Source organism: Staphylococcus sp. NWU MKU2 (assembly GCF_033283605.1).
GTDB classification, from domain to species: Bacteria; Bacillota; Bacilli; order Staphylococcales; family Staphylococcaceae; genus Staphylococcus; species Staphylococcus haemolyticus.
Genome location: NZ_JAVSMH010000001.1, coordinates 39,001 through 52,213 on the forward strand (window position 1 = coordinate 39,001; position 13,213 = coordinate 52,213).

Sequence of the window (13,213 nt, forward strand, 5' to 3'; positions counted from 1 at the left end):
TTATAAATTGGTGAATGCGTCTAACATGCTGTCTTTTTTATCAACTGATTTGGTTGGCTTCCTACCATCTTCAATAACATCCATAAAAAAAGAAAAGGGCATGTCCAAGATATCGTTGATATCTTTACCGCCCTCTTTCATCATGTCATATGCTACTTTTTTTAAATTTTGCTTATGTTCTGCCCATGTAATCACTTTATTATTTATATCATCTTCGCTAACTGCTTTTTTCTCTGTTCGTCCATTTCACCCTGAGCAATAAATTGAATTTGTGATCTAATCTCTTCAATTGCATCAGGAGCATGCAAACGATCTAACAAATCATCACTAGTAAATTGATTGTTATACACATCAACAACAAAGTCAGTCATACGTTTAAACATTTCTTTTTCTGTTAATTCACTACCATCTTCAGAAGTTCCCTCCATAATATCAGTCGCTTCATAAATTTTACGGAACGGAATAAAATTAGGCGTGAAATATGTCTCAACCTCGAAATTTCCGTTTTTATCTTCCTTAACATTACCTTCTTTATCTAATGCTACTAATTTAATGAAATTAATTTTTTTAGCCATTTGTAAAACTCCTTTTAATATAATGATTTTTATTTGCAAATAAAAAGAGGGCATATAGCCCTCGAAATTAGTCTTCAATCTTTTTAATCAATGGTTTACGTTGACGATTGTCGCTTGAAGAAAGCTCAAGAATACGTTCTTCGTCAATTTTTTTGTTCGCAGGACGTGGAAATGTCTTACCTTTTTCATATAATTTATCGTTGTCTTGCAAATCTTTAAAAGTTTTTAACACTTGATATTTAGCCATTAACGAATTCCTCCTTTGAATTATGCACCAAGGTCAGATGAACTTGGTTCCTCGGAAACAGTCGCATTAGGGTGTGGTTTACCGAAAACTTTTTGCCAAATAGCATCACGCATAACAGTTACACCTTTTTCATCACGACCTAGAAGCATTGTTTGTTCTTTATCAAAGCCTTCAACTTCTGCAGGCATGAACTCAGCTGTAGATTGATCTTGAGAGAATTCGACACCATCTTCTTTAGTTTGTCCACTAACTTCAGGGAATGTGAACATACCTTTAAGCAATCCAACATATTCAGACGCGCCAGTTTCTGTCGTTTTTTCAAAGATAACTGCTACATATGGTGGTGTATTATTACCTACACCAATCACACCATCATCAGATTTATCTAAACCGAACAACACTTCTCTATCTTCAATCGGTAAGTGGTGGAATGTAGATTCTAATTCAACAGTCCCATTTGAAACGGCTAATTCAGCAACACTATTATCCCCATATGCTTTTTCAATAGATTGTTCTTTTGATACCTGAATTTCTTGTAAATATTTAATACGCTCAGGATCTGTTACACCTGAAACCTTCTCTGAATTTAAAGGCATATAGTAAAATCCTGTAATACCTGTAAATGAATTATATTTTTTTGCCATTCGTAATTCCTCCTATAAATTTAATTCAGAACGATAAAAGGTCCCCTCGTATCTTCGAGCGGACCTGTACATTTTTAATTCTTCGTCGTATTCCGGTTTTGCATTTGATGTGTTTTCCATCTTCAATTGTTCTTTCATTAATCGTGAAATGTGATAACTGACTTTATTCCTTACAAAATATGCTTGATACTCCTCAGATTCAGGCACAAATACATCGATTTGTACTAGATAACTTAATGCAAGGTTGTCGTTATCAGCGTATTCGACAGGTAATGTGTCATCAATCTCACTCATTACAATATAAGGTTTTGTCATGTCTGATGGTTCGGGGTACTCATAAAACTTAATACGATTGCCGACATATTTTTGTACTAAATCATCCTTAATAAGAATGTTATAAATTTCCATTAAAATATCTCTCAATCGTATCAACCCCTTTTCAATCTTTGTTTAACAATTTGGAAATAAGTCTCTTGACCACTTCTTAAAGCACGTTCTACCGCACCTTTTCCTCGGGGGTTAGGGTTCTTGACCGTACCAAATTCATTTAAATGAATAATTCTGTAGCGCTCCTTAGGACCTTTCCAATGTATTTTAATGGTTCGAACGCCATTTAAAGTGAAAGGTTTAGATAATTTTACTTCAGCTTTACTAGCACCTGTGTCTTTAAAACTTTCAAAGTTGCTTTTGATTTTTTGAACAATTACATGACCACCAGCAACTAAAGCTTCATCCACAATGCGTTTCATTTTTGCTCTGCCATATCTATTTTCAAGTTCGCGTTCCAATTCTTTCATACCTTTTAATTTAATCGCCATTTGCTACACCTACTACTTTAATCATTTCTTTGTTACTTGAATTAGGCGCAAAGTCGATTATTTTAAATGTAGAATTTTCATACAATCCATAAATAAGTTCGAACGTATCTGAGTGATTGATTTGATAATCAGCATGCGGATTTCTAAAATTAATCGTAATTTTATGGACACCAGTTATACCGTTTGTTTTTTCTAAATCTTTCGTAGAACTTTCATAAACTTCACAAAGCGTCGTAAACACCTCTTTTTTCTTTTTACTTCCCGGAAATGGACCGTCATTTTCTACCATACGAAAAAAAGTAACGGGTACTCGTAAGTCTCCGCTACTTATTTTAGGTGGTTTATAATTCTTGTTCATAATCTACCTCCCTCATATTTTCAAGTGCGAAAGAGGTGATTTGACCTAGAAAGTTATCGTGGAAAAATTCTAAACTATCATTATAAGCATACCTTGTACGCTCATATACAAGCTCAGCTCCACGGTTATTCTCATTCATATCAAATTCTTGGCAACGATATTTAATATCTTCATAGGATTGTTCGAGTAATGAGTGTATATGCTCATCTTCGAACGTATGAAATATTTTTAATCGTCGCTTCATTTCTTTAACATGATTTTGAGTGATCATTTAATCACCCCTTTCAATTATGCGCCTACATCAGGTGATACTGAGTCAGCAGATGGTTTTGAAGCGATATCCAAGTCGTAAACTAAAGCTACTTTATTATCGTCTGGCATACCATGTGCAAACTGTTTTGCGATAAACACATCAGCATCTTCTAACGCAAGCGTTTGGTCATATGACTTGATTGTTACTGAGCCGGTTTGGACTGCATAATAACGACTTCCCACAACAAAAATAGCTTTATCAGGGTCTACAAACTCTGATGCTACAACATCTACGTTAAATGGCAACGACGTTACCCAAGCACCGTTTACTGTTTGCATAGTGTTTTGTGCTTTTACATAGAATTGATCTGCTGGGTTAACCAGAAGTGTTACACCTGTACTAACATCTACTTGCGCTCCATTCTCTTTAGTTGAAAGTGTCGTAAGCGCTTGTGCTAATTCATTTGCAGTTGTTTGTGCATCTGCGAATGTGAGGGTGCCTGATGCAGTCTTTTCTTTAGCACCTGTTACTGTTACACCATCTGTATCATACGTTAAATCTTTGGTTAATCCATATGGTTGATTTGATGCTGCACCGTTGCCTTTAACAATACCTTCTTCTAATTTAAGTGCCATCGCTTCCGCTAATTGCAAGCGAACATAACGCTCAATCCATTCTGGGCCAAACTCCAACATATCTTTAGGCACGATGGCAAATGCAGTTAATTTATTTTGTGAGAAATTCAATTCTTTAAAATTTGCTTGAATTTGCCCTTGAATCTTACCGAATACTTCTCCCCAAACAGCAGCACCTTTAGGGTCACCGACGATTAGACGTGTTTTAATACCGGCGATTTGAAAATTAATTTTAGATAATAGAGGTCGTGCTTTTTGCATATCTTCAAACACACGTAATACTGTAGATTCAGGTAAGATAACCTCTTCTTTGTAAGTGTCTAAGTTTGCGTCATCTTCTACTAAGTTAGTAAAGAAACGTGATTCCTCAGCAGTAAGAATGTTTTCCCCTCGATTCATACGCACTTGCTTATCTGTCGAAGTGTTATAAACTTCTTCACGCGCTTCTTTTAACACTTCGTTCTGCAAATTAGAAGAGAAAGCAGCCATGTATTCCGCATATTTATTTTCAATCGTTTCAGAGTCAGCGTCATTTCTTACTGCCTCAAAATATTCATTCTTTAAATTCTCAACATCTTTGTTGATTGAATCTTTAAATTTCATTGTCATAATTTTTCCTCCTATAGATAACGTTTTTTCTTTGGTTTATTATTACTATTTTTGAAATTAGCTAATTGAATTTTTAACCCCTCGATTTCATTCTTCATAGCGACTACTTCACTATTGTTCTCCACTTCTTCTTGAGCTTCTTTAGGTGTTTCAACCTTATCTTTCGTTTTATCCGCAAAACCTTTGTCTACGGCATCTTTTGCTGTAAACCAAGTTTCGTCAGTCATGAGTTGTTCAATCTCTTCATTATCAAGTCCCGTTTTATCCTTATAAACTTCAACAATAGATGCATCCACTGTTTCTAAGGCATTTAGCGTCTTCTTAACGTCCGCCTTATTACCAATTGCGATGGTCGCTGCTTCATGAATCATCAGCGAAGCACCTTTGCTCATGATAAGCTCATCGGCCGCCATTGCAATGATAGATGCCGCACTTGCAGCCAAAGCAGTAACTTCAATTGTGATGTGCGAAGAGTGATTTTTTAGATAATTATAAATTTCAATTCCTTGAAAGGCGTCACCACCAGGGCTGTTTAAGCGAATTACAATATCTTTATCTACACCATCTAATGCTTCGGCAATATCTTGACTGTTAATGGTTTCATCAGCAAAGATAGAAGATTGCGCCACCGGTCCGCTAAGAGTGAGAACAACTTTATCGTCTTTCACTTCGTTTTTAAAATCATATTTAGACGTTGCTTTCATTAGCTCTTGTTTCGTCTTCATTTTCATTCTCACCCCCTTTCAATTCATCCTCAGGTTGATAGTTTTTAGTCAAAATAAAACGGTCTCCACCTTCAACAGGTGCAAGACCGAGCATTTCACGAACTTCATTTTGTTTAGCTGCGCTTGATGATATTAATTTGTCTACTTTTTCTGCATTTTTGATTGGATCTACCGTATTGATACCAACAACTTTTATACGTTTACCACTTAAAAATTCGCTTTCAGTAAAAAACTTGCTATTCAATTCATCCTCGATTTTTGAAATTAAAGGATTAATGCAGAAATCTATATATGCAGTCATAGCATTGCTTAAATCTGCAACATCCCCATGAATCAAGTTCGATGGAATCCCAATAATCTTGGCAACATCATCAATAATCATCCGTTTTACTTTTTGTAAATTCTCCCCACCATTATCGTTACCATTTGTACTATCTTTCGAAAGCTCATGATATTCAAATCCTGGTACTTGAGGCACGAGCGCAACACCATTATTCTTAAATTGGCTATAAATTTTATCAATATATTTTTGTAACTTTGTCATTTTTGCATTATCAATGTTCCCGCCCCCAGAATCAACGCTCACAATACCTCTAATTTGATTTTTGCGAAGTTGTGTATCCATCATGCGACCAAATAATTCGCCATAATCAGCAAATAAACTTTCTACAAAACGTTGTAATTTATCATTGTTATAGTTCAAATAAATGACTTCGTTCATCTTAAATGAACGTTCAAATTTAAAATCTTTGACTACAACATCTTTAAAAATATCTTCGTAAACCGCAAATTCTTCTCTGTAAAAATCGTCAGCTATCAACAAATCGTCTGTATCAGTTTTAATAATTAAAACTTCATTGTCATAAACAAGCTTATAAATAACCTTATGCCAGAAGTCTGATGCACTTGAATCTGTGTTAGGCCTAACATTCAACTTGTAATACAACTTATCTCTTTTTAATTCTTGACCATCTTTAACCCAAAATTCTGATTGACTAAATGTTCTAGCAATAAAATTAATTGATGTCTCAAGCGCCATTCTCTTTAAGTATGAACGGTTTGCGGGGTCGTTAGCTAAATCTAAATCGAGCATATCTCTTAATTCTAAATTACGTTTAAATACTGCATCCAGAAAGCCCAATTAACCACCTCCTTTATTACTAAAAATTAAGTTGATCTAATAAATCAAATGCTTTATCTAAATCGATTTCTTGTATCTCATCCACAGCGTAGAGCGCATGTAAAAAAGCATGAAAGCCATCAGTTTTCCGTCTATGTTCATCCTTCTTGATGAATTCTTTGTTGCCATCCTTTTTGACGTGAACTGCAACATTATTTGTATACCAACGCATTAAAGGATTGTCTCCAAATATAATTCTATGGTTGGCAAATAATGTTTCTATACGAGGTGCTAATTTACTATGCACACCTCTTGGATTTCGTAACACTTCAATCTCAAATCCAGCTTCTTCAAATAAAGGTCGCATTAAATCCATACGGAAATTATCTGCTACAACTTTTTGAATCGCATATTTTTCGCGCATTTTTATAAACCAATTCACTATGTGTGCAGGATTAATTGATGGTTCATCCACAATTGTTAAATGACCTCGTCTTTCCCATTCCTTGATTGGAGGCTTTAATTGTGCTTGATCTAAATATTCTTTTCTAGCGAACGAGTGGGATAACCAAACAACATCTTCTCCTTGTTTGAAAAGTAGACCTACTGCAGCAAAATCTTTAATACTTGCGTAATCCACCCCACCAATGGCAGTTTTATTTTTAAGTGGGGGTATATCTCGACTTGTCGCTAATACATCATCACGTGACGCTACAATTTTACTTGAATCTTCTTCGGGAAGGTTCATACGTTTAGTCATAAAGTTCTCATAACCGCTAGGACTATGTTTTAAATCATGATATTGATTTAATACTTTACGATAAAGACGCTTTCCATAGTCGCTCATAGGCTCTTCAAACATAGGATTTGCTTTTGACCATGTTGAAGGGTCGTCTTTCTCATCTTTATGATCTAATCGACAGATAAACGGAAACAAACGGTCATCCATTGCGCGTCCTTCCAATATTTCTTTCGAACGCTCCTTCATTTTGTCTAAGAACCCCTCTCGAACAAATCCATCTGTACCAATAAAAAATTCTCTAGGGTGTTTTACTTTACCTAAACCACTAGAGAATACGTCCACAATATCATTATTTTCATATCTATGAACCTCATCATAAATAATAAAACCTTCACGTCCACCATCTTTACTACCAGCATTACTTGTTGCATATTCAAATTTACTTTGAGTTTTTGTAGATGTGATTCTCAGTTTTGTAAGGTCGAATACGCCTTCACCTTCTACTTCGTTTATCTTGCCCTCGTATAAACCGTGTTTGATTATCATTCTATGCATTTCTTCAAATGACGTTTTAGCTTGTTTTTCTGTGTTCGCAACAACTGTTCCGTCATAATTTTCGATACCATGCAATTCACTAATGAAATATGTCGATAATCCACTTATTAGACCGTTTTTACCAGCACCACGTGCAACAAGCCAAAAGAATTGTTCGAAATAAAGTTCATCTTCCTCATCAAAGAGAAATACAAATGCAATTAGGAATTTTTGAAAAGGCTGTAATTTAAAGTAAAACCTTTCAATAAAAGCAATACACAATTCGATTTGCTCATTATCAAAATACAAATCATCTCTATATAAGACATTATTTTCTAAATGATCAATAAGTTTTATCCTATCGCTATTAAGTCTAATTTCACCATGTTTATACTTATCGATGTACCATTTGACATGTTTATTTATTTCCATTCAACAAACTCCTTAAATTGCCAGTCTCTTTATCAACCACAACATCTATTTCTTCTGGCAGTAGTTTAGATAATTGCATGATTATCTTTTGATAAGCCGCATCTCTTGAATTGAAAAGTTTAGCAATAGGTCTTTCCCTTTCATATGGAGGAGCATTCTCAGATTGAGTAAATAACTCATAATCACCTTTTTCCTGAATATCCACCCATGCATCATCTAACAATATACGCATTCTCGCAGCTTGAACAATAAGACCTTGAGCCACTCGTTTTTTATCATCAGGTATAGATTTAAATATTTTATCCAGTCGTTGTTTTTCTTTTTTTACACGTGCTTCATGTTGTTTAATCTGTTCTTCGTTACGTTCCATGTACTTCACCTCTTTCAATTATACCCCTAGGGGGTTACACATGAGAATTTTATAATAAATCTCGGGAGAAGATTCCCCTGCCCCGTTTCCCCGCAAAATATTTTATTCAAAAATAATTAGGTGGGGGGCTACGCTTTATTTTTTTACCACCATTCATCACCAGTCCATTTTGATTCTTTTTTAGGAAATGTTTTTCCTTTCTGATATCTATTGTGCTTTTTGTTATGACAACTCACACATAACGTGACTAAATTATCCATATCGTAAGCTAAATCAGGATAACTATCTAACTCTTTAATATGGTCTACATCAAGAGATTTATGTTTTGTACGATCAATAGTTTTTACTATGCCGTTTTTCTTGCATTCTTGACATTCATAATTATCTCTTTGTAAAACTTTTTCTCTGAGTTCACGCCACTTTTTTGATTTATAGAACCTCATTGTCTCTTTATCTACATGGCGATCACTTGCGGGTTTACTTTTACCATCATTAAACCATTCTCTTATAACTTGCTTGACTTTATCTTTGTCCGGTCTATCACTGTTGTTCACACGTTCGATACACGTATCTATATCAGTATCCATTCTAACTATGTGATAGTTAGATACTCTGTCTGTTATCTTCTTGGATAAATAAGTAGTAATGACATATAACTTACCTTTACTTATATGTCGAGTATAATCGAGCATCATATTGCGTATGAGTATACAAGTGTCATGAGCCTGTGGCATATAGTGCTGATACTCACTTAGTGTGATTGATTGTGATATTGCATCATAATCATAAACCATATCGTCGTTTGTTATGTGTTGCTTAACATATGTAGTCTTGCCACTCGCAGGTGGACCATATACTATAATGATGTCCACAAGTTCGCCTCCATAATAAAAGACACACCCCCCAGTGATGTGCCTGTATATTCATATCGTATTAACTCAATTATAAAACTTATATAAGTATATTTAAAATTAGTGTTGATGTTGCTTATCTTGTTGAAGTTGTTGATTGTGTTGATGTTGTTGTTTGTGTTGTTCTTGTTGATTGATATAACTGTTCACAATCTCATCTATTCTTTTGTTTAAGGTATCTCTACCAATCTTCATAATCTTTTTGACTTGAGTGAAGTTCTTTCCTTTCTTAAACTCATACAAGATGTTAAGGTTCATATCATCATTTATCTTATGTTCATACTTATCTATAAACTCTACAACTTCTATATGTTTGTACAACACTCTGTACAATGTGTCATTACGTGTGACGATATTCAATACCTTATTTGAAGTATGTCCTTTACCTTTAGGCATAGTAGCATCTATACCATATTGAGCAGTACCGTTACTCTCTTTAGTATATCCCTCGTCTACTAATCTATTTCTACGCCAATGGTATTCAAATATCATATCCCTTATTTGTTCGTGTGTGTACAAGTGATTACCTCCTACTTATTACGTAAACTATCTCTAATCATTCTATTGATATCTCTCAGTAACTCTATCTCCTTACGTTGCTCAACCTGTACACCTATTGATGTTATGAGCGCTATGGTTAATAGTATTACGATTATCAACATCGGTAAGACACCTCCGCATTCAAATGGATATGATCATACTTATTAAAATCCTGTGGCGCTTGGTCCACCTCGTCCTCACTTTGTAACTTAATGATTATCTGATTAGTAATGTACTTACCTAACTCATACATAGCGATAGTAAACCAAATCTTTAATATTCGTTTAATCATTGTTTGCCTCCTTAAATTTATTAAGCGCCTCAGTCTTATCTTTAGCCTCCACAATGTGTAGCGTTTCATTTTCACGTGCTTTCTCTATATCTGTGTGAATGTGTCCTGTGCTGTCTTTGAATTGACGTATTAGGTATTGTGGCACGGTCTCACTCCTTATCCTATATATAATCAGCTTTAATAACATCTGGTAAAATATCATAAGTTCGTTCAAATATATCTGGTTTAACTGGATAGAATTCTCCTTTTTTACCTTTAACGATATAGTCATTTATGGTAGCTGTCATGACACCTTCTAGCGTATCAATATACATTAAATCTTTACCGCTACTATCATCATGAACAGCTTGTAAATTAGTCCACCTTTCAATCTCGCCTGCACTTACCATATTTTTAAATTGAATAAATTCGATTTCTATAGGTTTCTTTTTAGCCTTATGAATAGTTATGATACTCACTTCCCCAGCACCTCTTTCACTTTTTCTACTATGTCCTTACTCTTTAAGGTCTGCTTCTTTGATGAAACTCCCATCTTTAGACATAACTCCTTTTCTATCTTTAATCTCTCCATAAGCCTGTTCTAAGCACTCCTGCAACGTCATATTGTTTTGTTGGGCCAATATCACTAAAGTAACAACAACGTCTCCTATACCGTCTCTGAGAGCTTCTGTATCGTTTCTGCATAAAGCAGCAGCAACCTCGCCCATCTCCTCAGAGCTTTTAGCGTATTGTGTAAAGCTATTACCATTGTGCAACCCTTTATCGATACTCCATTGTTGGACTTGTTCTACTAATTGATCTAATGTGTTAGTCATTTACTCGTCCTCCGGTAATCTTTTTGTTTCTACTGGTCCGTACTCATTTTCTTTATTAACAATATCTAGTATTTCATCTACCGTTAAATTTCTTATAGGTTCACTTATTAATTTTCCACCATGCACTTTTGCGATTTCATATAAACCAGTCTTATGCAAATGTAAGTTGTGTAAATCTAATTCGTTAACAACACTTAATAAATAATCGCCTGTACTATCAAAGATGTATTGATTACAGTTATCAAATCTCGGATAATGTTCCATTAAATGTGGCGATTGTAAATATCTAATTTCATATTCTTCTTCGTTCATCTCAAACACTCCCTGTTCCTTTTAATATCGTTCTCACTTACCAACATCGTCACTCTACTTCCTGCCACCTTAACCACAAAGCCGTTGACACCTAAATAGATCATTGTTCGGCCTCCTTACATTCATAAATGACTATTGCACTTGGGAAAGGTGCACTATTTTTACTATTTCCGAACTTCAAGCGACCTTTTAAAAATTTAATGTCATCTGCTTTATCGAAAATAAAATCGTGCCAGTATGTTGTATCTGTTCTTGCTGGTATCAAACAAACAACCGTTGCACCATTCAAACTTTCTTCGTACGCTTTCTTGATCCATTTTTTTATTTCTCTTCCATAAGGTGGGTTCATGAACACAACATCATTTGACCAATCTTTACTTAAACCGTCATCTTCAATAGTGAAGTATTTACTACACTTAGCATTTTCGTCAGTTGCGCATGGATCTAACGTGAAATTAAATTCTTCATTCAATTCATCAAATAAATATTGCGGTGTAGTCCATTCATTTGATTTACTGCTAAAATGAACACTCATATACCATCACTCCCAATTTTCTATCGCAAATTCAACACTTTTCTTAGCTTTCTTTAAATCTTGTAAACCGTTCTTTCTAGGCGCTCTCATTAAGTATTTGAGTGCGTTCCCTACGTGATAGAATACTGACGCTGATTTGTACGTCTTGCCTACTAATTCGATAATCACTCGTGCTGAGAACTTACCGAATTGATAATGTGGCGGTTCGTTTACCATGTCTTGTTCTTCCTGCATATCAACTTTACGTGTGAATGGCTCGTTTACTCTGATAAAATCATCATTATCAGTAAGTATAAATTTATAACCGCCTGCATTCTCAACCTCTGCATACCAAACTGTTTTCAAACCTTTTTCTTTTGCATACACACGATTGACTATGGCCGTTTGCATAGCAGTAATACCTTTAAATGGTGCTTGGAACTGAACAATATTATCTACTTTCAAATCAATTATTCTTACGTTTTCCATTCCGTTACCCCCTCTGCACATTGCCGTATTGATCTGTTTTGATTTTAACCATAAGATTATTCTGTACTAGATTTTTAAAGTACCTAGTGTTCACTCTATGCCTAGCAACTTCACGTTCTGCACGTTTAGCCCTAGCAATGCGTTCTTCTCTACGTTTACGTTTCAACGCTCTTTCGTGTCTAAGTTCAGCTTGCTGTATCTCATACAACTGCTTAGCCGTTAATTGCTTTTCGTTTCTTTCGTATGTCTGCACCATATTCATAAACTCCTTTGCCATGTATTAGTTCTGGTCCACGTAAGCCTTCTTTATATCTTTTACGCACTGTGCTATCAGATACATCAAAATATTTATATACATCACATAATCTGTAACGTTTACCGTCTAAATTCACTTTCGGCATTGTTTCACTTCCAATCTGCGTAACTGACACTAACGTCTGTAACGTTTTTGATATTATCCAGTAAATTGTCAGGGTCATTTTTATATCTATCAGAGTAATGTTCGATATAGTTTTCTCTATCGGCATGTTTGTTTATCCAAATAGACTGTTCTACTTCTACGGTTAAATCGAATGTGAGTTTTAGTGTTTCTTCCTGCATGATTTATTCTCCTTCCACAATTTCGATTGCTTCTTCCACATTCCTTGCTACGCCATATAAAATGTTTTGTGTTTCTGCGAATGCTTTAAATTTCTTTTGTTCAGGTCTTAACTTGCCTTTTTCAGTTTTCACTTCAATTGCGATAAACTTACCGTCTGTTTTTCGATATCCGAATGTGTCAGGAAACCCTTTAGGCAACAACTTAATAACGCGATTGTCTTTGGTTACGACCTTACCTGCGTTTGCTCTCCACAATCTGTGACCGCGCTTATTTATTTCTAAAATGATATCGTTTTGTATTTGTTGTTCAGTCATAAACTTTTACACCTAGAAAGTGACTATCATCATAGCCGGAAAAGTCTATTTCACCATCACTCGTCATATCCATTAGTTCTACATATCGGTGACCCTCATTATTTTCAACCAATGCTAAACATACGACTGGGCATTCGAATATATTTCCATCACCGCTATCGTATTGCGCTGCCACATTTTTATTAGTATTCAATATTTGTATTATTTTATTATTCATTCAATTACCTCCAAAAATTTGTGGAAGGTTTGCGGAACTTTGTGGAATTTTATTTTTTGAAGTTCCACACTTTAAACCCTTGTGTGCCAATGAATTAGATAAATCTGTGGAACGTGTGGAGGGTATTTCTTATAAACTGTCTAACC

At 35.0% G+C, this 13,213-nt stretch carries 28 protein-coding genes; all 28 read right to left on the reverse strand.

Translation table 11 applies throughout. The annotated features are described in order from the left end of the window. The 28 genes from gpGT to SBL15_RS00320 all read right to left on the reverse strand — a co-directional run bounded on the left by gpGT (position 1) and on the right by SBL15_RS00320 (position 13,067). Positions 1–144 (reverse strand): phage tail assembly chaperone GT, encoded by a 144-nt coding sequence (gpGT, locus tag SBL15_RS00185; protein WP_302008972.1) that lies wholly within the window; start codon positions 142–144, stop codon positions 1–3. Positions 145–203: 59 nt separating this feature from the next. Then, complete coding sequence (gene gpG / locus SBL15_RS00190; protein WP_216729629.1) at positions 204–575, reverse strand: phage tail assembly chaperone G; 372 nt, start codon at positions 573–575, stop codon at positions 204–206. A gap of 67 nt (positions 576–642) precedes the next feature. Beyond that, entirely contained in the window at positions 643–822 is a 180-nt protein-coding gene (locus SBL15_RS00195) for a hypothetical protein (protein WP_107637467.1), read from the reverse strand. A 20-nt stretch (positions 823–842) separates the two neighbouring features. Further along, a complete protein-coding gene (locus tag SBL15_RS00200) occupies positions 843–1,466 on the reverse strand; it encodes a major tail protein (RefSeq protein WP_233643344.1) in 624 nt (207 codons plus the stop codon). Positions 1,467–1,478: 12 nt separating this feature from the next. Continuing rightward, positions 1,479–1,889: a hypothetical protein gene (locus SBL15_RS00205; RefSeq protein WP_233641699.1), complete on the reverse strand. Its 411-nt coding sequence runs from the start codon at positions 1,887–1,889 to the stop codon at positions 1,479–1,481. 5 nt (positions 1,890–1,894) lie between these two features. Further along, entirely contained in the window at positions 1,895–2,284 is a 390-nt protein-coding gene (locus tag SBL15_RS00210) for an HK97 gp10 family phage protein (protein WP_107637465.1), read from the reverse strand. Then, positions 2,274–2,642 (reverse strand): hypothetical protein, encoded by a 369-nt coding sequence (locus SBL15_RS00215; RefSeq protein ID WP_107505780.1) that lies wholly within the window; start codon positions 2,640–2,642, stop codon positions 2,274–2,276. The genes SBL15_RS00210 and SBL15_RS00215 overlap by 11 nt, the downstream gene beginning before the upstream one ends. Beyond that, positions 2,626–2,913, reverse strand: a complete 288-nt coding sequence (locus tag SBL15_RS00220) for a hypothetical protein (RefSeq protein WP_107637464.1) — start codon at positions 2,911–2,913, stop codon at positions 2,626–2,628. Before SBL15_RS00220 ends, SBL15_RS00215 begins: the two co-directional genes overlap by 17 nt. Positions 2,914–2,930: 17 nt before the next feature. After that, entirely contained in the window at positions 2,931–4,139 is a 1,209-nt protein-coding gene (locus SBL15_RS00225) for a phage major capsid protein (protein WP_107637463.1), read from the reverse strand. Positions 4,140–4,150: 11 nt separating this feature from the next. Beyond that, positions 4,151–4,864 (reverse strand): head maturation protease, ClpP-related, encoded by a 714-nt coding sequence (locus tag SBL15_RS00230; protein ID WP_107637462.1) that lies wholly within the window; start codon positions 4,862–4,864, stop codon positions 4,151–4,153. Then, the gene (locus SBL15_RS00235) at positions 4,827–6,005 is read right to left on the reverse strand and encodes a phage portal protein (protein WP_317954796.1); all 1,179 of its coding nucleotides are present in this window, start codon (positions 6,003–6,005) and stop codon (positions 4,827–4,829) included. The genes SBL15_RS00230 and SBL15_RS00235 overlap by 38 nt, the downstream gene beginning before the upstream one ends. 19 nt (positions 6,006–6,024) lie before the next feature. Further along, entirely contained in the window at positions 6,025–7,692 is a 1,668-nt protein-coding gene (locus SBL15_RS00240; protein WP_317954798.1) for a terminase TerL endonuclease subunit, read from the reverse strand. Beyond that, positions 7,679–8,062 carry a hypothetical protein gene (locus SBL15_RS00245; RefSeq protein WP_107371945.1) on the reverse strand — a complete coding sequence of 128 codons (384 nt, stop codon included), beginning with the start codon at positions 8,060–8,062 and terminating at the stop codon, positions 7,679–7,681. Before SBL15_RS00245 ends, SBL15_RS00240 begins: the two co-directional genes overlap by 14 nt. 143 nt (positions 8,063–8,205) lie before the next feature. Continuing rightward, positions 8,206–8,505 carry an HNH endonuclease gene (locus tag SBL15_RS00250; RefSeq protein ID WP_317955110.1) on the reverse strand — a complete coding sequence of 100 codons (300 nt, stop codon included), beginning with the start codon at positions 8,503–8,505 and terminating at the stop codon, positions 8,206–8,208. Positions 8,506–9,033: 528 nt separating this feature from the next. After that, positions 9,034–9,492, reverse strand: a complete 459-nt coding sequence (locus SBL15_RS00255) for a hypothetical protein (protein WP_107520203.1) — start codon at positions 9,490–9,492, stop codon at positions 9,034–9,036. Between the two features lie 11 nt (positions 9,493–9,503). After that, on the reverse strand, positions 9,504–9,635 hold the full coding sequence (locus tag SBL15_RS00260; protein WP_267921084.1) for a hypothetical protein: 132 nt from the start codon (positions 9,633–9,635) through the stop codon (positions 9,504–9,506). After that, positions 9,629–9,805 (reverse strand): transcriptional activator RinB, encoded by a 177-nt coding sequence (rinB, locus tag SBL15_RS00265; protein ID WP_233667496.1) that lies wholly within the window; start codon positions 9,803–9,805, stop codon positions 9,629–9,631. The genes SBL15_RS00260 and rinB overlap by 7 nt, the downstream gene beginning before the upstream one ends. Next, positions 9,798–9,950 (reverse strand): DUF1381 domain-containing protein, encoded by a 153-nt coding sequence (locus tag SBL15_RS00270; RefSeq protein WP_317954811.1) that lies wholly within the window; start codon positions 9,948–9,950, stop codon positions 9,798–9,800. The genes rinB and SBL15_RS00270 overlap by 8 nt, the downstream gene beginning before the upstream one ends. A gap of 16 nt (positions 9,951–9,966) precedes the next feature. After that, entirely contained in the window at positions 9,967–10,254 is a 288-nt protein-coding gene (locus tag SBL15_RS00275) for a hypothetical protein (RefSeq protein ID WP_411861510.1), read from the reverse strand. A 45-nt stretch (positions 10,255–10,299) separates the two neighbouring features. Continuing rightward, the gene (locus SBL15_RS00280) at positions 10,300–10,620 is read right to left on the reverse strand and encodes a MazG-like family protein (RefSeq protein WP_317954814.1); all 321 of its coding nucleotides are present in this window, start codon (positions 10,618–10,620) and stop codon (positions 10,300–10,302) included. Next, entirely contained in the window at positions 10,621–10,932 is a 312-nt protein-coding gene (locus tag SBL15_RS00285; protein WP_233667494.1) for a hypothetical protein, read from the reverse strand. A 100-nt stretch (positions 10,933–11,032) separates the two neighbouring features. Next, entirely contained in the window at positions 11,033–11,467 is a 435-nt protein-coding gene (locus SBL15_RS00290) for a DNA N-6-adenine-methyltransferase (protein ID WP_053038484.1), read from the reverse strand. Positions 11,468–11,473: 6 nt separating this feature from the next. Next, the gene (locus SBL15_RS00295; RefSeq protein ID WP_317954818.1) at positions 11,474–11,935 is read right to left on the reverse strand and encodes a DUF3310 domain-containing protein; all 462 of its coding nucleotides are present in this window, start codon (positions 11,933–11,935) and stop codon (positions 11,474–11,476) included. Positions 11,936–11,939: 4 nt separating this feature from the next. Then, entirely contained in the window at positions 11,940–12,191 is a 252-nt protein-coding gene (locus SBL15_RS00300) for a hypothetical protein (protein ID WP_317954820.1), read from the reverse strand. Continuing rightward, positions 12,148–12,336 carry a hypothetical protein gene (locus tag SBL15_RS00305; RefSeq protein ID WP_107614276.1) on the reverse strand — a complete coding sequence of 63 codons (189 nt, stop codon included), beginning with the start codon at positions 12,334–12,336 and terminating at the stop codon, positions 12,148–12,150. Before SBL15_RS00305 ends, SBL15_RS00300 begins: the two co-directional genes overlap by 44 nt. A gap of 4 nt (positions 12,337–12,340) precedes the next feature. Next, positions 12,341–12,535 carry a hypothetical protein gene (locus SBL15_RS00310; RefSeq protein WP_317954821.1) on the reverse strand — a complete coding sequence of 65 codons (195 nt, stop codon included), beginning with the start codon at positions 12,533–12,535 and terminating at the stop codon, positions 12,341–12,343. 3 nt (positions 12,536–12,538) lie between these two features. Continuing rightward, the gene (locus SBL15_RS00315) at positions 12,539–12,850 is read right to left on the reverse strand and encodes a VRR-NUC domain-containing protein (RefSeq protein ID WP_317954823.1); all 312 of its coding nucleotides are present in this window, start codon (positions 12,848–12,850) and stop codon (positions 12,539–12,541) included. Continuing rightward, positions 12,843–13,067, reverse strand: coding sequence for a hypothetical protein (locus tag SBL15_RS00320; protein WP_317952376.1), 225 nt, complete (start codon positions 13,065–13,067; stop codon positions 12,843–12,845). Before SBL15_RS00320 ends, SBL15_RS00315 begins: the two co-directional genes overlap by 8 nt. Positions 13,068–13,213 lie beyond the last annotated feature (146 nt).